Annotated in this window: 16 protein-coding genes and 1 other RNA gene; 3 read left to right on the forward strand and 14 right to left on the reverse strand. The window is 60.8% G+C overall.

Annotated elements, in window-relative coordinates:
- Positions 1 to 28: 28 nt before the first annotated feature.
- The 3 genes from GT571_RS04810 to GT571_RS04820 all read right to left on the reverse strand — a co-directional run bounded on the left by GT571_RS04810 (position 29) and on the right by GT571_RS04820 (position 1,546).
- Positions 29 to 304, reverse strand: coding sequence for a PTS sugar transporter subunit IIB (locus GT571_RS04810; protein ID WP_022094539.1), 276 nt, complete (start codon positions 302 to 304; stop codon positions 29 to 31).
- A 75-nt stretch (positions 305 to 379) separates the two neighbouring features.
- Positions 380 to 826 carry a PTS sugar transporter subunit IIA gene (locus tag GT571_RS04815; protein ID WP_089573145.1) on the reverse strand — a complete coding sequence of 149 codons (447 nt, stop codon included), beginning with the start codon at positions 824 to 826 and terminating at the stop codon, positions 380 to 382.
- Between the two features lie 9 nt (positions 827 to 835).
- A complete protein-coding gene (locus GT571_RS04820) occupies positions 836 to 1,546 on the reverse strand; it encodes a transaldolase (RefSeq protein WP_161155853.1) in 711 nt (236 codons plus the stop codon).
- A gap of 349 nt (positions 1,547 to 1,895) precedes the next feature.
- On the opposite strand from GT571_RS04820, the gene GT571_RS04825 reads away from it, so the two are divergent.
- A complete protein-coding gene (locus GT571_RS04825; RefSeq protein ID WP_158548938.1) occupies positions 1,896 to 2,687 on the forward strand; it encodes a DeoR/GlpR family DNA-binding transcription regulator in 792 nt (263 codons plus the stop codon).
- A 45-nt stretch (positions 2,688 to 2,732) separates the two neighbouring features.
- Here the strand turns inward: GT571_RS04825 and GT571_RS04830 are convergent, their stop codons facing one another.
- Entirely contained in the window at positions 2,733 to 3,560 is an 828-nt protein-coding gene (locus GT571_RS04830; protein ID WP_161155855.1) for an HAD-IIB family hydrolase, read from the reverse strand.
- A gap of 75 nt (positions 3,561 to 3,635) precedes the next feature.
- Here GT571_RS04830 and rlmKL point away from each other — a divergent pair, with 75 nt between their 5' ends.
- Entirely contained in the window at positions 3,636 to 6,206 is a 2,571-nt protein-coding gene (rlmKL, locus tag GT571_RS04835; RefSeq protein WP_161155857.1) for a bifunctional 23S rRNA (guanine(2069)-N(7))-methyltransferase RlmK/23S rRNA (guanine(2445)-N(2))-methyltransferase RlmL, read from the forward strand.
- Between the two features lie 94 nt (positions 6,207 to 6,300).
- Here rlmKL and GT571_RS04840 read toward each other — a convergent pair whose 3' ends face one another.
- From GT571_RS04840 to GT571_RS04860, 5 genes are all read right to left on the reverse strand, one after another.
- Entirely contained in the window at positions 6,301 to 7,014 is a 714-nt protein-coding gene (locus GT571_RS04840; RefSeq protein WP_195919844.1) for a response regulator, read from the reverse strand.
- A 4-nt stretch (positions 7,015 to 7,018) separates the two neighbouring features.
- Positions 7,019 to 8,644 (reverse strand): sensor histidine kinase, encoded by a 1,626-nt coding sequence (locus GT571_RS04845; RefSeq protein WP_161155859.1) that lies wholly within the window; start codon positions 8,642 to 8,644, stop codon positions 7,019 to 7,021.
- Positions 8,645 to 8,758: 114 nt separating this feature from the next.
- Entirely contained in the window at positions 8,759 to 8,929 is a 171-nt protein-coding gene (locus GT571_RS04850) for a hypothetical protein (RefSeq protein WP_161155861.1), read from the reverse strand.
- 60 nt (positions 8,930 to 8,989) lie between these two features.
- Complete coding sequence (locus GT571_RS04855; RefSeq protein ID WP_161155864.1) at positions 8,990 to 11,017, reverse strand: KUP/HAK/KT family potassium transporter; 2,028 nt, start codon at positions 11,015 to 11,017, stop codon at positions 8,990 to 8,992.
- 157 nt (positions 11,018 to 11,174) lie between these two features.
- Positions 11,175 to 12,044 (reverse strand): nitroreductase family protein, encoded by an 870-nt coding sequence (locus tag GT571_RS04860; RefSeq protein ID WP_161155866.1) that lies wholly within the window; start codon positions 12,042 to 12,044, stop codon positions 11,175 to 11,177.
- 213 nt (positions 12,045 to 12,257) lie between these two features.
- On the opposite strand from GT571_RS04860, the gene GT571_RS04865 reads away from it, so the two are divergent.
- Positions 12,258 to 14,558, forward strand: a complete 2,301-nt coding sequence (locus GT571_RS04865) for an LTA synthase family protein (RefSeq protein WP_161155868.1) — start codon at positions 12,258 to 12,260, stop codon at positions 14,556 to 14,558.
- Between the two features lie 557 nt (positions 14,559 to 15,115).
- On the opposite strand, the gene GT571_RS04870 is transcribed toward GT571_RS04865, so the two are convergent.
- The 5 genes from GT571_RS04870 to ffs all read right to left on the reverse strand — a co-directional run bounded on the left by GT571_RS04870 (position 15,116) and on the right by ffs (position 24,730).
- Positions 15,116 to 19,204 (reverse strand): fibronectin type III domain-containing protein, encoded by a 4,089-nt coding sequence (locus GT571_RS04870; protein WP_161155870.1) that lies wholly within the window; start codon positions 19,202 to 19,204, stop codon positions 15,116 to 15,118.
- Between the two features lie 678 nt (positions 19,205 to 19,882).
- Positions 19,883 to 20,434: a flavodoxin family protein BilS gene (gene bilS / locus GT571_RS04875; protein ID WP_117807060.1), complete on the reverse strand. Its 552-nt coding sequence runs from the start codon at positions 20,432 to 20,434 to the stop codon at positions 19,883 to 19,885.
- A gap of 127 nt (positions 20,435 to 20,561) precedes the next feature.
- Positions 20,562 to 22,421: an ABC transporter ATP-binding protein gene (locus GT571_RS04880; protein ID WP_161155872.1), complete on the reverse strand. Its 1,860-nt coding sequence runs from the start codon at positions 22,419 to 22,421 to the stop codon at positions 20,562 to 20,564.
- Complete coding sequence (locus tag GT571_RS04885; protein WP_161155874.1) at positions 22,422 to 24,293, reverse strand: ABC transporter ATP-binding protein; 1,872 nt, start codon at positions 24,291 to 24,293, stop codon at positions 22,422 to 22,424.
- A 341-nt stretch (positions 24,294 to 24,634) separates the two neighbouring features.
- Positions 24,635 to 24,730: signal recognition particle sRNA small type (gene ffs / locus GT571_RS04890), an RNA gene on the reverse strand.
- Between the last annotated feature and the right edge of the window lie 61 nt (positions 24,731 to 24,791).

Below are 24,791 nucleotides of genomic sequence, written 5' to 3' on the forward strand. Positions count from 1 at the left end.
ACAGGGAACCGCCCTTTTTTGTGCCGCTTTAGGCGTTAGCGGCGGCCGCCTTGATTGCCTCGAGGGCGTCTTCGCGGATCTTCTTCTTGTTCACATAGCTGCGAACGATCACAACGTTGCCGTGGAGCTCGGGGGCGAGTTCTTTAACGGTGATGAACAGATCCGGATTTGCGGAAGAAGCACCGTTCAGGTCCATAGACTCAACGTCGGCCTTGATGCCCTCCTCCTCGCAAAGCTCCTCGACTTTGCCAGCGAGCATCAGGCTGGACCCGATGCCGTTTCCGCATACGGTGATGATATGCATGGCAACCTTCCTCTCCTACACGTGACGGTTTTCCGTCTATCCAAAAGCGGCGACGCATCGCCGTGCCATTAAGGCCTAAAAGAATGAACGCATGGTCTCCAAAACCTGCTCGGGCGTATCGCATGCGCTGAGCTTGGCAACGCAGTCCTCGTCCTCGAACATCTGCGAAAGCTCCGCCAAGCAGCCAAGATGAGCCTTGGGGTCGGGTGCGCAAATACCCACGAGCACGTGAACTGGATCGAAATCCTCGTGTCCAAACGCAATGGCAGGGTCAAGCGTGACGATACAGATCCCCGCTTCACTCACATTGCCATCTGCCTGAGCGTGGGGCATGGCGATGCCCTCTTCCAAGACCATATAGGGGCCGAATTTGTGAACCGATGAAATCATGGCGTCAACATAGCTCTGGTCGCATTTGCCAGCGTCTACGAGCAACTTACCGCATGCCCTGATCGCTTCCTCCCAGTCGGAGGCCTCGACGTGGCAGGCAACAAGCTCGGGCTTAAGAAGATCGGTCAGCATGCTCGTCCCCTACTCCTCGGGCAGAATATGAAAACCAAGCGCCTGAATGTCGCGGGCAAAGCCCTTGACCGTATCAAGCGAGTACTCAAGCAAATCTTTCCCGAAATTCTTGCGCTTGGCAAGAAGGGCATTGGGGACCGTAATGATCTGGCATCCAACGGACTCCGCCTGGAAGATATTGAGAACCTCGCGCGTAGACGCCCAGAGAACCTCGGCAGCAGGCTTAACGGCAGCCTTCTTTACGGACTCCGCCATGAGGGGCAGCGGATCGACGCCGGTATCGGCAATGCGACCGGCAAAGATGGACAGAATAGAGGGGGTCTCGGCAGAGACGGCATCGACAAACTCGTCGACCTGCTCGGGCGTGAAGATAGTGGTGACATTCACCTTGATGCCATCGTTTGAAAGGCGCTTGACCAGCGCGGCAGTGGACTCACCCTTGGTGTTGAGCGCCGGGATCTTAACGTAGACGTTGTCTGCCCAGGTTGCGATCTCGCGAGCCTCGGCTTCCATACCCGCCTCGTCGTCGGCGAATACCTCAAAAGAGACCGACACATCAGTAATGTGCTCAAGAACCGTCTTGGCAAAAGCGCGGTAGTCGGTCACGCCGCCGGCCTTCATAAGGGAAGGATTGGTCGTGAAGCCCTGAACGTTGCCATTGTCATGCATGTCAAGCATACCCTCGAGGTTAGCGCCGTCGGCAAACACCTTGATCGCCATGTTCGGTCCTTTCTCATCTAACACTATTGCTATCGAAAGCCTTCTTCTTTGTTTCAAAAGCTTTTCGGTTTTCTTTTATAAACCATTTCAAAAGCTATCGAAAGCTCAATTGTCAACTTTCCGTGAACGGTCGAATATCGGGCGTGAACGTACTTCTTTTGGGCGGCACCTTCGGAATGAGACTCTTTATAGCCCGTTTACGTGCGAACTATCTGCTACGCATGCATTTATGACATGCCATTCCGTTCTTTTGATTCATTCGAATTTGCCTTGTTCTTTTCATATCGATACGTTATATTTCGATTACGAAAGGCGCATCTTTTTACCTTTTGTTCAAAAGGAGCGGCATATGGCATCTACTTCAGACCTTTCACCGGCCGAGCGTCAGCGATTTATCATGAATTGGCTGGCCGAAAAGCCAAATATCTCGGTATCCGACATCGTTCGCCGTTTTTCGGTTTCGGAAGTCACCGCACGACACGACCTCATCTCGCTGGAATCCGAAGGCAAGCTGCGTCGCGTACGCGGCGGAGCGGTATCGCTTTCTCGCTCCAACGCAATCTCGTATCCCGAGGAGCGCATCAATGTCCAAGTCGAGGCCAAGGAAGCCATCGCCGCAACCGCAGCAACTCTTGTTGATGATGGCGATGTTCTGGTAATTGATATCGGCACCACAGGCTTTTACTTCGCTAAGGCCCTCATGGACAAGCGTGAGATCACCATTATCACCGGCGATCTTGCAATCGCGAACTACGCCAGCTTCAATCTCCCCAATGCTTCGGTAGTGCTGCTGGGCGGCTCCGTACGCAAGGGCCACCTCTATCTCGCGGGCGCACTAACGCTCGACTGCATGAGCAAACTACATGCCGACAAGGCGTTTGTCAGTGCCGACGGATTCCACCCCGACCACGGTTTTACCGTCGAGCACGACTTCTCGGCCATGATCAAGCATATGTACCTTACCAACTCAAACCAGGGCTACATGATGGTTGACCAGGGAAAATTCAACAAGACCAGTTTTTATCAGTCCGCGCAGATCGATGACCTCGACGGCATCATCGTTGATGGAGACGACGAGGGCATCATGACGGCGGCGATCGAGAGCAGTCGCAGTCATCCCAAGCTCTATATTGCAAAATAGCTCAAATGGCCGGGTCGCCCCCACTGTGGGCGACCCGGCCATTTATTAAATCAACCCAAAATGCTGCATCGCTGTGACGGTGCCATCGTGTGCGACATCGTCGGTCACGTAGTCGGCGACCGCCTTGACCTCGGGCATGGCGTTGCCCATGGCCACAGCCGTCTCGACGGCAGCGAGCATGCCCAGGTCGTTGCCCGAATCGCCGAAGCCAAAGGTGCGCGCATTTCCCTCGCGGCCCAGATACTCCAGCGCTCGCGCCACACCCACGCCTTTGTCAATACCCTTGGGGCTCAGCTCGCGATTCTGGCCGCCGGTATTGCACAGCTCAAAGTTGCGGTCGATAAAGCCATCGTCGTTGGCCACGCGAGCCAAGCCGGGCGCGTTAAGGCACACCTTGCCCACGCGCAGACGACCGTCGATGCGCATTTCCTCGGCGCTGTGCACCGCAGCAGTGCCGATCAAAGACGACTGCTCAACGCCCGCAGGCTCCAGCGCAAAGGTCGCAGCATTGGCCTCGAAAAAGGCCTCGAACCCTGCCGCAACAATGCGACGCGCAAGCTCCTCGACAATACCCTCGTCAATGCAATCCTCGTGCACCACACGCCCCTCGACCTCGAGCGTGGCGCCCGCCATGGCCACGACACCCGCAGGGTCGAGCGCGCGCAGGCTGTCCGCAATCAGCCACAAGGGGCGACCCGTGCAGATAAACGCCTTGTGCCCTGCGTCGCGCAGACGATGAAACGCCTCGACGACCGTCTGCGAAGGGCGAACCGCCGAAAAGTCCTTGTCGGTCATGTTGTCGGGGTCGAACGACGTCAGCGTGCCGTCCACGTCAAAAAACAATACAGCGGAATCGGAGCACGCATCAATCATATGGGTTCCTTTCGAGGGCGATGGCAAACGAAGCATCCATCATATAATGGAGCGACGCAACCAGAGAGGTCACCCATGGAATTTTATGCAAGCTGCCCCGAGGGCTTTGAATCCGCACTCGCCGACGAGCTCAAGTGGCTCGGGCTTTCGCATGTCCGCCGCCTGAAAGGCCGCGCTACGTTTGAGGGCGAGCTCGAAGAAGGCTACCGCGCCTGTCTGTGGTCGCGCCTGGCCAGCCGCGTGTTTGTGGTGCTTGGACGCTTTGAGGCGCAGGATGCCGACGAGCTGTACGACGGCGTTTACGACATCGCTTGGGAGACCATCGTCCGCCCCGGCGCCACCATCGCCATCACCGCCCGCGGCGTGACCGAGCAGCTGCGCAACACGCGCTTCTCGGCCCTGCGCGCCAAGGACGCGCTGTGCGACCGCTTGGCCGAGACCACGGGCCGTCGTGCCGATGTCGATGCCGCCGACCCCGATGTTCACCTGCTGCTTTCGCTGCGTCAGCGCCGTGCGAGCATCAGCTTGGACCTTTCGGGCGACCCGCTGTTCAAGCGCCTGCCGTCCGCCGCGACCCGCGCCAACGAGGGCGCTCACGTGCTGCGCCCCGACTACGCCGCCCTGGTGCTGACGCAGGTCGGCTGGACTGCGCTGTGCGAGCACGAGCTAACGGCCGACGATTACGAGAACGAGGCCCTTCCCACGCTGGTCGACGCCTCGTGCGCCGGCGGCGGCCTGCTGCTGGAGGCAGTGAATATCCTAACCGACCGCGCTCCGGGAGCCGCCCGCGAGCACTGGGGCTTTGAGGGCTGGCAGCTGCACGACGCCGCCCTGTGGGAGCAGCTGCTTGCCGAGGCACGCGAGCGCGAGACGACGGCACGCGAGCGCCAGGCGCGCATCGTGGCCGCGGATGTTGACCCCGCCGCCCGCAAGACTGCCGAGCGTATGGTCAAGTGCGCCGGCTACAAGCGTTTTGTCGATTTTTGCGCCGCCAAGTCCGCCACCGTGCTGGACCATGCGGGCGCCGTCGCCGGTGCCGCCGTGGTCGCGGATACGACCGAGACACCGCTTTCGCTCATGCATGACGCCATGACGCTGGTCGGTGAGCTGCGCCGCGCGCCCGAGCTTGCCGCGGCGCCGGTCGCCGCGCTCACCCGCGACGGATTGCTGGCCCGCGCGCTCCACGCCGAGCCCGAGCGCTCGATCGCCGTCATGCCCAACAACGAGGAGGCGACCGTCGAAGTCTGGCCTTCGCTCGACCACGCCGCCGCAGCGTTTGAGGCTGCGACCAGCGCAGATGCCGCAGGCGAGACTGCAGATGCCGACAATGCCAATGATGAAGGCAGGACCGCCCCCACCATGCCCGAGCCTGCCGCCATGCTCGACCTGGGCGACGGCAAGCCGCTGCCCGTGCTCATCCCCGAGTCGGAGCAGTTCGCCAACCGCCTGCGCAAGAATGCCCGCCTGCGGCGCAAGTGGGCAAAGCGCGAGGGCGTGAGTTGCTACCGCGTCTACGATGCCGACCTGCCCGATTACTCCGCCGCCATCGACCTGTACGAGGGCTGTCCGCAGACGCCGGGCCGCTGGCTCGTCATCGCCGAATACGCCGCGCCCAAGACCATCGACCCCGCGCTTGCCCAGGCCCGCATGCTCGACATCTTGACCATCGCGCCGCGCATCCTAGATGTTCCCGCCGAGCATGTGCACGCCAAGGCCCGCATGCGTTCGCGCGGCGGCTCGCAGTACGGCAAGCAGGGTGCCGGCAAGGGTGGATCGGGCGAGCGCGCCAATATCGCACGCCGTCGTCTACCGCTCATCGAGGAGGGCGGCCTTACCTTTGCCGTCAACTTTGACGACTATCTGGATGTGGGCATCTTCCTGGACCACCGCGTCACCCGCAACCTGGTGCGCGAACACGCCAAACAGGCGCGCCGCTTCCTCAACCTGTTCGCCTATACCGGCACCGCCACCTGCTACGCGGCAGACGGCGGCGTAGAGGAGACCGTGACGGTCGACCTCTCCAACACCTATCTGGACTGGGCCGAGCGCAACATGCGCCAAAACGGCTTTGTGGGACCGCAGCATCACTTTGTGCGCGACGACGTGCTCGCCTGGATTCGTGACCAGCGCCAGACGCGCAACCGCTGGGACCTGATCTTTGTCGACCCGCCCACGTTCTCGAACTCGTCCAAGATGGGCCGTCGCACCTGGGATGTTCAGCGCGACCATGTTGAGCTGTTGGCCGGCGTATCGCGCCTGCTCGCGCAGGGCGGCCATGCCATCTTTAGCTGCAACCTGCGTGGCTTCCGCCCCGAGACGCGCAAGCTCGCCCGCGCGGGCGTGGTGTTGGAGGACATTACGGCGCAGACCATCCCCGAGGACTTCGCACGCAACCAGAAGGTGCACCACTGCTATATCGTGCGCCGCCTGCCCATCGAGGACGCCATGGCCGAGGTCGGCTTTAGCGCCGAGGAAATTGCCGAGCGCGTCGAGGAACTGCGCAACCCCGAGGCCCGCAAGCCCCGTGTGACAGTACCCGCGCACGCGCAGGCCGGCAACGGCAAGTCCAACTTTGCCGGCAAACCCTCCCCCGCCGGCAAGCCCAAAAAGAAGAAGTTCTACGCCAGCAAGCCCAAGGGCAAATAACAAAGTTGCGGTGGAATACGGACTGTTTTGCCTGGAATTAGGCAAATTTAGACCGTATTTCACCGCAACTCATATTGGGATGGTGGTTGGCGATCTAGCCTTGGATGACTAGGCGGTAGCCAATGCCCACGTGCGTTTGGATATAGCGCGGATGCGCGGGGTCGGACTCGATCTTCTTACGCAACGTGCCCATAAAGACGCGCAGGCTCGCCAGATCGCTCTTGGTCGCCGTACCCCAAATCTCGTGCAATATAAACTGGTGCGTCAGCACCTTGTCGGCGTTGTGTGCCAGCAAGCAGAGCAACTTGTACTCGATCGGCGTCAGGTGCAGCTCCTCGCCATCCATCGTGGCGATGCCGGCGTCAAAATCGATATGCAGCTCACCGGTATCGAACGAGCCCTCGGAGGCAACACCGCCCGTTTGCGCATACGAAAGGCGCCTGAGCGTCGTGCGAATGCGCGCGAGCAGCTCTTCGACCGAAAACGGCTTGGTCAGGTAGTCGTCGGCACCGGCATCGAGTGCGCGGATCTTGTCCGCGTCTTCGCTGCGCGCCGAGACCACAATGATCGGCATGCCCGACCATGCGCGCACCGACTCCACCACCTTGACGCCATCCATATCGGGTAGGCCCAGATCGAGCAGCACAATGCTCGGTGCCTGCGACGAGGCGGCGGCGATGGCGGCATGGGCGGTCTCCACAGCCATATGACGCAGGCCGTGCGCCTCGAGCGCGGCAACGATAAGGTTGCGAACGGCAGGATCGTCCTCAACGACCAAGATGAGCGGTTTTACGGCAGAGTTCGGCACGGCGCTACTCCTTATCAAACGAAACATCGGCGACGGGAAGCTCAATCGTAAAGACCGAGCCCTGCGGGTCCGCCGCGGCAACCTCTATGCTACCGCCATGCGCCAACGCAATGGAGCGGCAGAGCGAAAGACCCAAGCCCACGCTGCGATGGCTGTCGGCAAGACCGTGGTTGGCGGTGTAGAACGATTCAAAGATTCGCTCGCGGTCCTCGGGCGCAATGCCCGGCCCGTCATCGGCCACCGAGCACGTCACGTGCCCATCGTCGACGCCAATCGAAATCACGATATGCGAACCCGCGGGCGTATACGTGATGGCGTTGTTCACCAGATTCACCACGAGCTGTACCATCAGACGCGCGTCGACGTTAACGAGCGCCGGCTCATCGCACGCCACCACCTTAAGGTCGTGCTCGCGCACGGCCGGACTTACGTGGCGCAGCGCCTCCTCGACGATATCGTCCATGAGCTCGAGCGTAGTCGACAGATGCATTCCGCCGCCCTCGAGCTTGGTGATGGCAAGCAGGTTCTCGACGGTGGCGTTGAGCCATTGCGCGTCCGAGCGAATGGACAGGAGCATGCCGCGGCGCGTCTGGTCGTCGAGCTCGGCGGTGCCGGTCGAGCCCTGGTCGAGCAGTACGTCGGCATTGCCCGAAATGCTGGTAAGCGGCGTACGCAGATCGTGCGAAATGGAGCGCAGCAGGTTGGCGCGCAACTGCTCGTTTTTGGCAAGCACCGCCGCCTCTTCGCGGGCCTCCATGGCGCGGGCGCGATCGAGTGCCAGCTCGCCTTCGCTCACGATGGCATCGGCAAGTGTCCGCTCCTCGTGCGTCAGCACGTTGGGCTCGGCAACGATAGCCAGCACGCCCACAACCGAGGCGGGGTCGCCCGAGCGCACGAATCCGTCGCCCGTGCGAACCGTCAGGTAGATGCCATAAAACGCCGAGCCGCCATAGGTGGCATCGAGCGGCGTTCCCACATAGGCAGACGCCGAGAGCCGCGGCGGCATCTGGGGCGCCAGTTCGTGAAGCGGCGCGGCATCGCCCACGGCCGTGTACGTCGTACGCGGCAGCAAGTCATCGTCTTCGGCGTCGGCGCTGTACCACACGACCGGACAGCCCGAAAGACGCGCCAGCTGCGTTGCCATGGCATGCACAATCTGCTGCTGATCGGCACACCGCTGCAACATGCGGTTGGTCTCGAGCACCATATGCGTGCGACGGTCGCTGGCGGCAGCCTGTGCCAAGGCGCGGCGCAGGGCCAACGCAATCGAGCTCGACACGAGCGAGACCACGAACATGATGAAGAACATGCCGGGATAGACGCGGTCGATAAACGACAGCGAGTAGCGCGGGTCGACAAACAAGAAGTTGTAGAGCGCCACAGCGGCAGCCGAACTCAGCAGGCAATACAGGCGGCTCCAGGTAAAGAATGCGCACAGCTGCACGGCGAACACATAGACGATCATGATGCTCGGCGCGAGACCCGGATGGTCGAGCAGCGCGCCCACAATCGTCGCCGCGACCAGCAGCCCCACCGATACGCAGGCGTCATACAGAGGAGTGCGGCGCGTCAGCGTTGTGCGCCGCCACCAAAAGCTATCGGCAAAATCGCCGTCCGTACGGACGTCCATCAGCGCCCCGCCCCTCTCTCAAAAACAAAAACCACCACAAAGGGGACAGGCACCTTTGTGGTGGTTTTCCCTTGTGGTGGTTCTAAGTGTAAAGCCTTCTACGACCGACAGTCGTTAGACAAACAGCACGTGCGCGAGCAGGGCGCACACGCACACCGCTCCAAATACCAATGCCACGATCGAAATCACGCGATCGACCATGTCCATGTTGGCCCGATTCGTAAAGAACCGATCTTCGGCGGCGTCGATACCCGCCTCGCGGACGTCAAGTGTCCTTGCATCCATGTTTACCTCCCCGGCTCTAGTTTTGCCCATCGATAATCAACTCCGTGTAGTCTCCGTCGACTACGGGCGCTCGTTGGGGGCCAGGCGCTGCATCTTGCTCACAGCCTTAAACTTGGTGAACAGCGGCACGTACTCAAAGCTCACGTTGGAGTTCTCCAGGCCGTACCAGCGCGCAGGCGTGCCGGCGGCGCGGCGGATGATGTACTTGAGCGTAATGGCCGTACGCTCGCTCGGCTCCACGTCGCTTTCGGGCGCCAGCAGCTTACGGATCATGACGAACTTGAACGTGCCGATGTTGCCCGGATCCTTGTAGACCGAGTAGTCATGCGTCTGCGCCGGCAGCTCGCCGGTGGCAGCCAGATCCTGAACGACCTGACGCAGGTAGGCATTGACGCGCTGGTTGATCTTGTAGCCCAGGTACAGATGCACGCGGAACACGTAGTCGGTGCCAAACGTCTCGACCGAATAGGCAAAGGTATGCGGCTCGTCCATGGTCTCGACATTCACGAACCACCAGGCGCGAGCGCGCTTGGGATGCTTGTCCAAGATCGAGTAGACGATATCACGGTCGATGTAGTCGGTATGGGTGTCCTTGGTCAGGTACACGATGTTGTCGCTCATGCGCTCGTAGCGATCGTCGTCGCGCAGGCGCTTGAGCTGCGGCAGGTAGCTACGCAGCGGCAGCAGCGTAAACTGGCGCTGCTCGACCGCCGTGCCGTTGTACCAGCACACCATAATGCCCATGATGAGTGCAGCCATGAGGATGGTGAAGTAGCCGCCGTGGAAGAACTTGGTGAGTGAGCTCACGAAGAAGAAGCCTTCGAGCAAAAGGAAGAAGGCCGCGAAGATCCACGGAGCAACCTTGAGCTTGCGCTCCTCGTGCAGGTAGAAGAAGAGCAGCAGCGTGGTGCACATCATAGTCAGCGTAATGGCAAGGCCGTAGGCGGCTTCCATATGCGCCGAGTTCTGGAACAGCAGCACCACGATGACGCAGCCCACGAGCATGACGTTGTTGACCATGGGGATGTAGAGCTGGCCCTTGGTCTCGGCAGGGTAGAAGACCTGCATGTGCGGCATGAGGTCCAGGCGACTGGCCTCGGACACCAGCGAAAACGCGCCGGTAATGAGCGCCTGCGAGGCAATGATGGCCGCGACGGTGGAAAGGCCGACGGCAAACGGGCGCAAGCCCGGGGCGAGCATCTGGTAGAACGGGTTAAGGTCGGCAATGCCCATGAGCTCGGGGTTGGCAGCGTTGTTGATAAGCCAAGCGCCCTGGCCCATATAGGACAGCAGCAAGCAGCACTTAACGAACGGCCAGGTGGCGTAAATGTTGCCGCGACCCACATGGCCCATGTCGGAGTAGAGCGCCTCGGCACCGGTGGTGGCGAGGAAGCAGCTGCCCAGAATCATGATGCCCGCGTGGTTGTTGGGGCTCAGCAAAAAGGCGATGCCGCGCACCGGGTTGAGGCACAGCAGCACGGCGGGGTGCTGAAAGACAAAGAACAGACCCGTGCCGCCCAGGAACAGGAACCACAGCGTCATGATGGGGCCAAAGGCGTGACCGATCTTGGCCGTACCGATGCGCTGTACCAAGAAGAGCACGATGATGATGGCGAGCGTGATGGCGACGACGCGGCCCTGGTCATCGCCCAGCACGGCATGGACCGCTGGGATGGTGCGCAGGCCCTCGATGGCCGTGGTAACGGTAACGGCCGGCGTCAGGATGCCGTCGGCGAGCAGTGCGGCGCCACCCAGCATGGCGGGGATGATAAGCCACTTGCCGCAGCGCTTGACCAGGCTGTACAGGGCAAAGATGCCGCCCTCACCATGGTTATCGGCGCGCAGCGAGATGAGCACATACTTGATGGTGGTCAGCAGCGTGACCGTCCACACGACAAGGGAGAGCGCGCCGAGCACGAACTCCTCCGTCACGCTTCCGATGCCGCCGTTGCCGGCAACGAGCGCCTTGGTTACATACATAGGGCTGGTGCCGATATCGCCGTACACCACGCCCAGCGTGACGAGCATCGCCGAGATGCTCACAGGAATCGCAGCGTGCGAGGCTGCCTCCTTGACCTTTTGTTCCATAAGCCGGTTTCCTCCCAACTTTAATGTTCGAAGGGATTATAGGCAATCGGCCCATGTTTTAATGCACCGTTTTCCCAGCTAGATAAACATTTATACGGCCTTTATGCCATCGCGCGATATGGAATGTGACAAAGGGACTGTCCCTTTGTCACATTCGTCATTTTCCGAGCCAGTTTTTGAACCACCACTCCATGGAGCGGCTCATCTCGGCCATAAAGGGGCTCGTGTGCTTGCGGGTGTAGATATCCACCACGCGCTCGCCCACCTCGCGGGCATGCGGGCGAAACATCGTGTCCATCTCGGCCACCTGCGCGTCCATGGTCGCGGCATCCGCACGGCAGTAGCGCTCCTCGTGTACCAGGTTCACCACGGGATGCGCAATGGCCGGGCGCTCCTTACGGGGCGTGCCGATGATGAGCATCGACAGCGGCATGGTATAGGGCGGCAGATCGAGCAGCTCGGCGACTTCCTCGGCATTCTCGACGATATCACCGATGTAGCAGCTCCCCAGCCCCAGGGCCTCGGCGGCAACCACGGCGTTTTGCGCAGCGATCACGGCGTCCTGGGCCGCGATGGCAAAGTCGCCCAAACCCGGCGCGCGGCGGGGCGCCTTGCCCGTGCGCTCGACAAACTCGGGCTCAAAGCAGCCCACGTGCTCAAACAGATCAATCCACTTGGCATAATCGACCACAAATATAAGTGCCCAGGGCGCCTTGGCGATCATGGGCTGGTGATCGCACAGGTCGGCCAGACGGTCCAGCGTAGCCTGCTCGCGAATGCTCACGATGGAATACATCATCATGGCGCCCGCCGACGGCGCGCGACTCGCCGCATGCAGAATCGCCGCCCGCTGCTCGTCGGTCACCGCCACGGGACGGTCACTGTCATCGCGCGCAAAAGCGCGCGTGGACGAGCGATGCTCCAAGATGTCCAGCACCGGATTGCCCGTAGTCTCGACCGGATAGCCGCATATATCGACCGCCGCTCCGTCGCCGTCCATGTCCGCCTTGCAAACCTGCTCGCTCATCGCCCTGCCCTCGCCATTTCTTTAAGAAGCCTTTACGTTTCCGTGTAATTCCCGTCCATTATCGCGCAGGTCGCCACTACATTGCGCCACACCGCCACACGTGCGCGTTAATATGGCTGGTTGTTGTGCGCAGCCTCCAATTGCAGCGCATATCTTGGTAACAATCGGGTAAACCCCCGCTTTCGTAGGTTTTAGTTTGTGAGGAGTCTCAGCATGTTCGCTGCCGCCATCTCGCTCGTCGGTCTTGCGGCGACCGTCTACCTTGTCTTGCGCGAGGCAAAGGCCATTCGCGCACAGTCGGGCACCGTCACCAAGGGCGCCTTCGCCTGGAGCGTCGCCTTCGGTCTGTTCCAGCTCTTTTTGACCGTCTGGGGCGCTATTGGTCTCGTCGCGCAAAACGAGCCGCTCGCCTTTGTGATGCTCATCCTGACCAATGCCATTCTCACCGGTTGCGCTTGGGCCAGCATCGCCCGCGACCGCATCGCCCCGCGCGTCTTTGCGTTCGCCAAGCCCGACGCCCCCGCCCCCACCGGCAAGCTCGCCCGCCTGCGCGGCGCCTTTGTGGGCAAACCGCTCGTCGCCGCCGTCCTGTGCCTGCTGCTCGCCGGCGTTTTTGCGCTGCTGGGCATGGAGGTCTCGTCCAACCACGACTTTACCTGGGTCTACCCCCTATGCATCCTGCTCGAGTGGGCCATCATCACCGTGCTCATGACCGGCCTGTTCTTCCTGTTCCAGCGCCACGGCGCAGCTCCCGCGGTCCTGGCCTTTGCCCTCTTTGTCCTGGGCATTGCCGAGTTCTTTGTCATCACGTTTAAATCCATGCCCATCCAGCCGGGCGACCTTTCGGCCATCTCCACCGCCGCCGCAGTCGCCGGCACCGGCTACACCTTCTCGATCTCGCTGTTCTGCGTGCTATCCATGGGCTTTACCGCCATCGCCATGCTGCTGTGCGAGTACGCCGGCCTGGTCGCGCCGCACCGTCAGAAGGGCGCCGCCAACGCCAAGCGCATGCTGCTCACCAACCTGCTCGTGGCGGTGCTGTGCCTGGGCGGCGTGACCGCGCATGTCACGCTCATCGACTACTACAATACCCTCGGCATCACCGTCTACACCTGGCGTCCGCTCGAGAGCTACTGGCGCGAGGGCTACCTGCCTGCCTTTATTAGCGCGGCACAGTCCATCAAGCCGCCCAAACCCGCCGACTATTCTGTCGATGACGCCAAGGCCACGCTCAAAAAGTACGCCAAGGCCTACGACAAGTCCGATGCCGCCAAGAGTGACGAGCGCACCGCCGCAAAGGAGCAGTTCGACAGTGAGAAGCCCACGGTCATCGCCATCATGAACGAGACGTTCTCGGATCTGTCGATCTACCAGAACATGCGTGCCGGCTACGAGGGCCCGCAGTACTTTAAGAACCTGTCCAACTGCCTCAGCCGCGGCAAGCTCTACGTGAGCGCCTACGGCGGCGGCACAGCCAATACCGAGTTTGAGTTTATGACCGGCAACTCCATGGCCAACCTGGGCTCGGGCGTGTACCCCTACACCATCTACAACATGGAGACGACCGGGAACCTGGCAGAGCAGTTCAAATCGCTCGGCTATTCCACCACGGCCATGCACCCCAACCACGCGACCAACTGGAACCGCGAGAACGTCTACAAGGACTTTGGCTTTGACCAGTTCCTGTCCATCAACGATTTCCAGGGAGCCGACACCCTGCGCGGCATGGTGACCGACCAGGCGACCTACGACAAGATTCTGGAGCTGCTCGACCAGAACGCCGATCCTCAGTTTATCTTCGACGTGACCATGCAGAACCACTCGGGCTACGATACGGGTCTGCTGCCGGTCGACAAGCAGATGCATCTCAACATCGACACGACTGACCTGGACACCAAGACCGTCGAGGACGGCACGCTCTCCGATGTCGACGAGTATGTCTCGTGCATTGAGCAGTCCGACCAGGCGCTTCGCTACTTCCTCAACGCCCTGAGCAAGCTCGACCGCAAGGTTGTCGTGGTGTTCTGGGGCGACCACCAGCCGTTCTTCCCGTCCAAGTTCAATGACAAGTGGTTTACCGGCGAGGACGACGCCACCCACCAGGAGCGTTTGTGGCAGACCGACTACATCATCTGGGCCAACTACGACGTTGCCGGCTGCGACCAGACGAGCGAGGTCGACGACTTGTCCACCAACTACCTGTCCACGCAGCTTATGCAGCTGATCGGCGCCCCGCTGACCGACTACCAGAAAGCGCACATGACGCTGCGCGAGTCGCTGCCCGCCATCAACTCGGTGGGCTATGAGGACGCCAGCCTGCGCTGGGCGCTCTCCTCCAACGTCACCGGTGACGACGCCGCCGCAGCAGCCGCCACCAAGGCGCGCGAGGATTACGCCAAGATGCAGTACTACGAGATGTTCCGCGACGGCAAGAACGTCTATACGGAGCACTTCCAGACCGAGGCCAACGAGACCGACCCCAACCTGGCACCGGGTACGACCAAGATCAAGTAGCGACCAGCTGCGAGTTCATAACTGAAACGTCTGTCCGGGCGGAGGCATATAAGGTTCCCTGCTCGGACAGTCCTGCGCAAGACGAAGGCCACGTTATGTGGCCTTCTTTGTTTGCGGAAAGTGTGTCCCGGAATTCTTGTCTGGAATGGGATGCAGTTTCCGCTTGGGACCCGATTGGGAAAGTGTGTCCCACTATTCAGCTGGATTCCGGGATGTATTTTCCGGTTGAGGCTCGTTGGGAAAGTGCGTCCCACTTTGGGGGCTGATTCTGAGACGTGGTTTCCGGTTGGCTCTCATTGGGAAAGTTCATCCCATTTCTCGGCCTAATTATGGGACGCAGTTTCCCATTGAGGACCCTTTGGGAAAGTGCGTCCCGGTCTGGGCGCTCAAACTGGGATGGATTTTCCGGATGAGGGCTTGACGGAAAATGTGTCCCGTTCCGGGCGCTAATTGTGGGATGCAGTTTCCGCTTGCGGAGTCTCCACTCAACAGAAAACCCGGGTGGCCTGTTTTTTGGCTACCCGGGTTTTTGGGTTGTCGATATGTTCGACTGGCTACTAGTGGGTCTTGCGGCGCTTGATCAGCATGATGAGGGCTATCACTACGAGCGTCGCTCCCGCCGCTGCTGCGGTGGCGACTAGGGCGAATGTTTGGTCGCCGGTGTTTGCGAGGTTCTTCGCTGTGGTCGTAGTCTTGACCTTGGTGTCGGTCTTAGCTCCGTTGTCGGACTTGGGCTTGTCCGGGTTCGTCGGGGTCTCAGGAGTCTCGGGGTCCTTTGAGCCTTCGGAATCGGTTGGGCCGGCGGTGTTTACCAGCGTATGGTCCAGGAACTTCTTGGCGCCCGCACTTGCCTGTGAGAACAGGCGGCGCGTGCGGATCGGGGTGGCGTTCACCGTTGTGGGCGCCGTCTCCTCGGCCTCGATATTCACGAGCGTCGTGCCGGTGTCGAGGCCCACGTCGTTGTATCCCACGTGGCAGTAATACTGCGCACCGTCATCGTCTGCGGTCAGGTCAATCTCGAGCTTTGAGGCCGTTCCAGCCGCGAGGTTGCCATCGGCACCGACGAGCTGGAACTCAGTCTCGCCACGGCCCTTGCGGTACCAGGTATACGACGGTGCCAGCTCCGTTTCACTTCCGTCGGCATTGCGCTGCGTCACATGGCCAATCGCCGAGAGCGTCAGCTTGTCTCCCTCCGCGCACTCGACCGAAGAGACATACTCGAGGGCCGACCTCTCCGCTGTATCCGCCGCAGGTCCGCTCACGGTCATCGTCACGCCATCGGGCATGGTCTTGACCGTGATGATTGCCGAGCGAATACCTGTTTCGGTCGTGGATCCATTCTTAACGGCGGCGATGGCGAATCGATACTCCGTATTGGGCTGCAGCCCATCCCACTTGAGCGAGGTCTGCGTGTTGTCGGCAATCTTCCAGCTATTGACGACCGCATCCGCCGCATTGCTCTGCAGCATGCCCACGCCGTAGCTAAAGCCACTCTTGTTTGCGAGTACATCGTCCCAGCTAAACGTAACGCTGGTCGAATCGACGGCGTTTGCCGTAAAGCCCGTCACGGCCGGCGCGTCGGGCATCTCGACGTCCTTAACGTCATAGCCCACGATCCAGAACTGGTCGGTGTCCTTGGTGCCGAGCTTGTCGCCCGAGTCTGCCTCGAACTTGTCGACATCCACCGCGTTGACGCCCAGACGCCACACAAAACCGTACTTGCCCTGCGCGGCCTCGGGCAGGTTGTCGACGGTGCCGCCGTATTCGGTCGATTCACTCGAGGAGTTACCCGTAGTAAAGCCTGCGTTGGCACCAAAGCACAGGCCGCCAAACAACTCGTGCTTTGCGAGCTTCGCGCCCATGACAACGCTGCCGTTCAGCGTCAAGCCGAGCTCGAGCTCCTGCTCCTTGCCCTCCTCGACTTCGATGGTCTGCTCAATGCTCGCCCCCGACTGCGCGACGGCGCCGTTAAACCCATCGTGCGTGTAGGCGCGCGTTACGCCAGGCTTGCCCAGGCCAAAGGAATCCCCAACGGGAGTCTCGCCGTTGAGCGTCGTTTGATAGGTTCCGGGTTCTCCCGACCGGTTGGTCAAAAAGTAGCTGAGCGGCGTCATATTGTGCTGTTTGGCAATGCGGTCATAGGCCTCGACATTAACGACCGAGGTCTGCGCGCCGAGCGACACGGGCGCCGCCATCACGCCCTTGCCACCAGTTTCCTCATTTTCGATCTCATACTCGTAATAGACCATCGGAATCGTGTAGAGCACGGCCTTGTCACCCTCGCCGGCATGCGACTCATAGCTTACGCTTGCGCTGACCGTGCGCTCGCTCCGGTAGTCATAGCATCCCTCGGCGGCAAAATCGACTGAAGCATTCATCGCGACCAGGGGCGGACCGGTCTGCACCTCGACGGCAACGCCCAACTCGGCGCCAATGGTATAGCCCTGGGATGTCCCCGTGCCCTTTTCCTCTCCGTATGACGTGCCGCCCAACACCAGATAGCCGTATGCCTGCTCCAGATCCTCAACATAGGGCGCATCCTGCAGCACGGCAAGCACGCGCGGGTTGGTATAGACCTTGTAGCGGTCCTTGTACGTGATCTTGACGCTGTCGTTGTCGACATCGGGCAGCGCGAGCGAGATAAATGTGCCGTAGGTAGTGCCGCGACGGTTGCTCTCGCTAATCACCTGCTCCTCGCCGCGGCGCACCTTTCCGTTCTCGTCGAGCGAAAAATGCGAGGCGGTCATCCAATAGTAGTCATCGTTCTTGCGCAGGTCCTCGTCGCGGTGCTTGCCCACCACAGCGATAAAGCTCTCGTTATAGCGGTCCGAACCCGAGACGCTGCCCGCCTTGACGTCGCTGATCCACACCTGCTCTATACCCTTGTGGTCATGCTTGTTGCTGCTGTTGTATTGCTGACCGCTCATGCTCATGGTTCCGACCATGGACCCCAAGCCCTGAGCCCCGCTCTGTGCCGTGTTGCAGGCAAAGTCGCGGAACACATCGCCGCCCACGAGCACCTCGTCGACCGCCAGCTGCTCGGACAGGCCGTCAAGGTTGGCAGTGGCAAGGGCAATAGGCGCCAAGGTGCACGGATAGCGCTTATCCTGAGCGCTATCCTTCCATGCGCTGTTGGGCACATGCATCAGCCCATAGGAGGCGAGGAGCCCGTCTCTGTATTCCTTGCAATCGGAAAGCTTGAACTCGCCAGACTCCGAGTCAAAATACGCGTAGCGGTACAGCGCGCCGTACAGCCCCTTGCTGCCGTCAGAAGCGCCGTAATCAAAAGCGCTGCGTTGCCAGTCATAGCCCGCAAGAATAAGGCCCGTGACGGTTTCACCCGTCTTCTTTCCTTCTTCATCGTAGGCGGCAAACGTGCCGAACGTCGCATTCGCAGCGACCATGGTCTTGCCGTTCGCGGAGAGGGAGATTGCGCCCGCGTCGCCCAGAGCATCGACATGGACGAGCGCACCCTTGGATGCATCCCACGAAAACAGCTCGCAATGCGTCGACTTATCAATATTCTTCTTGCCGTAGGGTGCCGAGACCACGATGGCGAGGTCATCGCAAAAATCGCGATCGAGGTCGCCGGCCGCTAGCGAAACGACAGGAGCTGACTGAAGCTGCGTCCAGGAGTCGTTCCCGCCCTTGTTGTGCGTGGTGTAGTCCGCGGCGTTACCGGCATCGATCTTGACGACGCTTTGCTTCCAGTTGCCGCCCTCCAAGTCATACATGTCGACTACAGCCTTGCGCACGCCGTTCTCGTCGACATAGCAGCCCGCGTAGACAAAAAGCTCGTCGACGCCGTCGCCATCGACATCGCCCGCCTCGACATCAAAGACGGCGTCGTGCTCTTGCAGGTAACCGGCATCCAGGTACTTAAAACGGCCTTCGTACATCATATTAGTGTTGACCGTCACCGGCAGGTGTGTGTCGAGAGTGCGCGTACGCCCGTTGCTAAACGAGTAGAGGACCAGCTCAACCTTTCCGGCGTATGACTTGCCGTCAATCGTCGTGGAGGAACTGTCGCCGTAGGCACGGAGCTCGGCAACGCGGCTCTTTTTGCCCGTGCTGGCGTCGCTGCAGAACTCAACACTCGTGGCGTGAATGCCCGAGAAACCGTTGTTGTCGTTGGCGAGTACTGTTGAGGACTCATTGTTGCTTAGGTACGACCAGGTGCCGCCACCGTAGTCGCTATGCTTGTAGAGATCGCTGTTCGTATCGAAGTTGTTGACGTTTTGCCAGAACTTTGCGGCGCCCCACACACTTCCATAGCCATCGGTGAGTTTGCTGCTGCCGCCAATGTCACCGCGCTCGACGTTCTCGAGCTTGTCGCGCAGAGTGTAGCGATTGCCATGGCTACCGTTAGCTGCCATATAGACCTCGCTGCGCGTGGCAAACGTCGTGGGGGTATCAGTGGAATAGGGGCCAACGGTATCGGCCGGAATGTCCTCGCTCGTGCCCAGACCCAGGGCTTGATAATCCTGCTCGGTCATATCGGTGATTGCGGGCGCGTCTGCCGCCTGGGCAACCTGGGGCGTGGCCGTGAAGCAGGCGACGCTCGTGGCGATCAACGCAGCAAGCGCCGCCGTCCCAACAAGCGGGATTTTCGACAGTCTACGGATACGGGGGTGTGGAACGTACATGAGGGACCTCGCTTTATTCGAGTGGAGTGGACTCATCTTTTGCAAATGATACGTCCGATGCCCGATATCACGTGTCTCATTTTCGCCAACGGCGTGTCTCATTTTTGAGAATCCGAGATGCCGCGGAAATCTTATCCCAGCTCAAAGGCCATTTCTGGGATGTATTTTCCGTCGAGTGCCTCATCGGGAAACTGCATCCCATTTCAAGCGTCGATTCTGGGACGCACTTTCCCCTTAGACCCTCAACCGGAAACCGCATCCCACTTTGAGCGCAAATTCCGGGATGCATTTTCCGCTTGAGCCTCATTGGGAAACGGCGTCCCACTTTGAGGGCTGATTGTGGGATGCACTTTCCGCAAAGCACCTCAACGGGAAACTACGTCCCATTCCAAAGGCAAATTCCGGGACGCATTTTTCGAAAGCCTGCCCATCCGGAAAGCCCGTCCCACTTTGGACGCATCCGGGCACGGAACCATCGACCTATCAGGCCTCCCATCAATAAAGAGGCGTCCTTCCGGACGGCGGAGCACGAAGTTCATCGCGAGTTCCGCACGCAAAGAAGGCCACTTAATGTGGCCTTCGTCTTGCGCAGGACTGTAGAGCAGGGAACTTCGTGCCCCGACGCCCGGGAGGACGTTTCATTTAGAAAGATGGACCGACCGCCGTCAGCGATGGGAGCTACTCCCCCAGCACGGCCTTCTTGGCCGCCGCCGCCATGTTATCCATATCTTCCTTGGTGGGATGGTCCTTCGCGGCAACCCAGTTGTCGAGCAGCATCTTAAATCGGGCGTTGTCGGGATCTTGTTCGAGCATTGCCTCATAGCGCTGCTTAACCGCGGGACCCATCTTGCCCTGGCACATCGCCCAGCCCGCAAGCTCGGCATCCTCGGCCAGATTGGAAGTTACGCGGTCGACAATCTGCTGGTAATAGCTCTGGTCGGCCCCAAAGCCGCAGGTGCCAAACAGGAACACGCGCTTGCCGTGCAAGGCAGAGAGCAACGCCGCGACCGAAGGCGTGCACGCGCCCTTGTCGCACCAAAAACCGACGAGCACCGTGTCGGCCGCGCAGGCGCCCTGCGCCTCGAGCGCAACCTGATCTGCATCCGCATCGTCGCTCAACGCCGCGGCATGGACAAACTCAACGCCCGCAGCCTGCAGAGCGCGCTTGATCGCGCCCGAAACCATCCTGGTATTACCGCTCTTGCTGTTAACCACCAAAGAGCACGTCATAGTCACGTTGCCTCGTTTCCCCCAAAATTAAAGCCACTAATGCAATTTATTAGATGAATATCTTAGTACTAACGTGACAGATGTAAACCACCGTCTGTCGATTGATTGATTTGCCCCACGGGCTTCCTCACTGGGCGAATTGGCTGCGGTAGAGCTCGGCGTAGAAGCCGCCTGCCGCGAGCAGTTCATCGTGCGTGCCGCGCTCGATAATCTCGCCATCGCGCATTACCAGGATGCAATCGGCGTTGCGAATCGTCGACAGGCGGTGTGCCACGACAAAGCTCGTGCGGCCGGCCATGAGCTCGTCGAATGCCGCCTGCACCTGCAGCTCGGTACGCGTATCGATGCTCGACGTTGCCTCGTCCAGCAGCAGAATCGCCGGATCGGTGAGCATGACGCGCGCGATGCACAGCAACTGTTTTTGACCCTGGCTAAACGTGCCGCCGTCCTCGCCGATCACCGTATCGTAGCCGCCTGGCAGCTGCACGATAAACTTGTGCGCATGAGCGCGCTTGGCGGCCTCGACAATCTGCTCGCGCGTGGCATCGGGGCAACCGTAGGCAATGTTTTCGGCCACCGTGCCCTCGAACAGCCAGGTGTCCTGCAGCACCATGCCAAAGGCGCGGCGCAGGCTCGCACGCGTGTAGTCACGCGAGGAGCGACCATCGACCGCGATGCGCCCAGCATCGATATCGTAAAAGCGCAGCAGCAGGTTGATGAGCGTCGTCTTGCCACAGCCCGTGGGGCCGACGAGGGCAAAGCGCGTACCGGGCTTGGCATCGATGCAGATATCCTGCAGCAGTTTGCGGTCGGGCACATAGCTAAAGTCCACGTGTTCAAAGGTCACCTCGCCCTGCGGGGCGGCAAGCTCCACGGCATCCGCCGCGTCGGGCTCCTGCTCGCGCGCATCGAGCAACGCGAACATGCGGCGCGCCGAGGCGTACGCGGTCTGGATTTGCGTGATGACGTTCGTGACCTCGTTGAACGGCTTAGTGTACTGGTTAGCGTAGGACAGGAAGATCTGCACGCCGCCCACCGTGAGCGCCGCAGGCACGCCCGTGATCACGCCCGCGCAGCCGATCACGGCGACCACGGCGTAGATGATGTTATTGATAAAGCGCGTGCCGGGGTTAGAAAGCGAACCCATAAACTGCGCGCGCTCGCCCGCCGTATAGAGCTCGGCGTTGAGGACATCGAAGCGCTGTTGAGCGTGCGGGCCGTAGGCGAAGGCGTCCACGAGCTTTTGCTCGCCCACGTACTCCTCAATATGACCGCCAAGCTGGCCTTGGATGCGCTGCTGTTCCGTAAAGCTCTTGTTGGAAAGCTTGGCGATGGCGCCGGCTGCAAAGATGGAAAGCGGCGTGACGAGCACCACCACGAGCGTCATGGCCAGGTTAATGGAGAGCATAAACGCGAGCGTGCCCACGATGGTGATGACGCCGGTAAAGAGCTGCGTAAAGCCCTGCAGCAGGCCGTCGCCCACTTGGTCGACGTCGTTGACTACGCGGCTCATAAGGTCGCCATGGGCATGACTGTCGATAAAGCTGAGCGGCATGCGGCTGAGTTTGTCGCTCGCCTCCACGCGCATGTCGCGCACCGTCTCGTAGGACAGACGGTTGACGCAGTAGCCCTGCAGCCACTGGAAGGCCGCCGCGCCCACCACGACAATCGCGAGCTTGGTAACGAGCGGCAGCAGCGCGTCAAAGTCCACCTGCCCGGCGGCAACGATGAGGTCGATGCCCTCGCCAATGAGGATAGGCGTATAGAGTTGCAAGATCACCGAGATGGCGGCACTCACAAACGACGCCGTAAACGAAATGCGATGCGGACGGACGTAGCCCAGCAGGCGGCGAGTTACCGCACTGGCGGGATAGCGCTCGGGATCGCCGGGCTGGCGCGGGCCGTCACCCAAGTCGTTGAGGTTATCGTTGCCGGACACGTTGGCCGTCATCGTGGCGACCGAACCGGAAGAAGTATACGGATTCATTTAGCAGCCCTCCTTTGCGCAAGTGGATGCCGGGGCAGCCGGGACAGACGCGGGGCTTGGGACAGACGCGGGCGTCGCGCTCCCCTGCTGACCCTCAAGCTCCTCGCGACGAAGCTGCGACTGGCAAATCTCGCGATAGAGTTGGCAGCTTGCGTACAGCTCGTCGTGCGTACCCAGGCCCGCGACCGAGCCGTGATCGAGCACGCAAATCATGTCGGCATCGCGCACAGTCGAGACGCGCTGGCTCACGATCACCGTGGTCAGCGGGAGCCCGCCCGCGGCGGCACCGCGCGCGCTGCGCTCGCGGATGGCGTGGCGAAGCGCCGCGTCGGTCTTAAAGTCGAGCGCCGAGGCGGAGTCATCCATGATCAGGACCTGCGGAGAGCCCACCAGGGCACGTGCAATGGTCAGGCGCTGGCGCTGACCGCCGCTAAAGTTTTTGCCGCCCGCCTCGACCGGAGCGTCGAGCCCCTGCGGCTTGTTGCGCACGAACTCGCTGGCCTGCGCCATTTCGAGCGCCGCCCACAGCTCCTCATCGGTTGCTGACTCGTCGCGCCAGGTTAGGTTGCTGCGGATCGCGCCGCTCACGAGCGATGCACGCTGCGGTACGGTCGCGACCACGTGGCGCAGCTGGTCGAGCTGCCAGGCGCGCACGTCGGCACCCATTACGCTCACGCTGCCCGCGCCCGTGTCGTACAGGCGCGGGATGAGCGAGACGAGCGTCGACTTACCGCTGCCCGTGCCGCCGATAATGCCGAGCGTTTTGCCCAGCGGCAGCTCCAGGGTCACGTCATTGACGGCATTGGCGGCGCCCGCGCCAAAGGAGAAGCTCGCATGGCTCAAGCTCAGCGCGGGGACCGGAACAGCGTTGCCCATCGCGCTCAGCTCGGGCAGCGCAACCGGCTGGTTGCCCTCGTCGGTGATGCTCGGTTCGCAATTGAGTACCTCGTTGAGGCGCGACGCACTGGCGCTCGCCTTGGTAAAGACCACGACCAGGTTGGCGACATACACGATGGAGGTCAGGGTCTGCGTCATGTAGTTGACGAACGCCATGACCTGGCCCTGCGTGAGCTCACCCACGTTGACCTGGATGCCGCCCACCCACAGGATGGCGCACACGCCCAGGTTCATCACCAAAAACGTGACGGGGTTGAGAATCGACGAGAGCTTGCCCACCGCGATTGCGACACGCGCCTGGTCATCGGCCGCCTGGGCAAAACGCTCACGTTCGTGACCCTCGCGCACAAACGCCCGGACCACGCGGGCGCCCGAAAGCCCCTCGCGGCAAATGAGCGCGATGCGATCGAGCTTTGCCTGCAGCTGCTTGTAATACGGAATGCAGCGCGCCATGACAAACCAAAACACCAGGCCGATGGCGGGCGTGCAAATCAAAAAGATCATGCCGAGCTTAAGGTCGATGGCAAGGGCCGCAATCATGGAGCCCACCGCCAGGAAAGGCCAGCGGATGAGCATACGCACGCCCAGCGCCACGGCGAGCTGCACCTGGTTAACGTCGTTGGTAATGCGCGTGATGAGCGACGGCGTGCCAAAGCGGTCGAGCTCAGCATAGCTCAGCTTGTTGATGTGCTGGTAGAGTGCGCCGCGAATGTCGGTGCCCATGCCCTGCGAGGTGAGCGCCGCCATCTTTTGGCAGACGAGCGTAAACGAGATGCCGATCACGGCCATGGCGGCGAGCACCATGCCGTAGCGGATAACGGCGTTCACGTCGTGTGCGCCGATGCCCTTATCGATCATCTGGGCAATCACCAGCGGCGTCAGCAGGTCAAAGATCACTTCGATCAACTTGCACGCAGGGCCAATCACCATATACCGGCGATACTTACCACCAAAACGCCTGAGCAGCTCAATCATGTATAGGCGCTCCCTATCATCATCTCTATTCAATCTGATTCATGATAGTACGGAGAACCCTGGAGATGCGTAAGCAACTCGTTACAGATGTAAGGGCAACGGTCGCTAGCGCCCAAGGCACGTAGCAGCCGATGTTTTGGCAACGCCAGCGAGTTCCACTAAGCACGGGATTGAATTGTTCAGATAAAAGCGCCTTTGCGGGTGATTTTTGGACGACGGGGCCCGGCCGGCGACGAGGTATTTGGTAGTCGAGCGATCCCGCAGGCGCAGCCGAGGACCAGCGAGACACCAAATACCTCGTCGCCGGCCGGGCCATGTCGCGGCACCAAAAAGCGCCCGTGCGCTCGATGGATTCGGATGCCCGACAGAGGCTCCTTATGGCTGCTTCCTTCCGGACCTGACCAGATTCGGAACATGTCGTCATCCGAACCCATCGAACGCGCTAGGCGCTCGATATATCTTACCCGCTCCCGCCCGATGGGGCAAGGTAGCTAATTT

This window comes from Collinsella aerofaciens (genome assembly GCF_009876115.1).
Taxonomy (GTDB): Bacteria; Actinomycetota; Coriobacteriia; order Coriobacteriales; family Coriobacteriaceae; genus Collinsella; species Collinsella aerofaciens_N.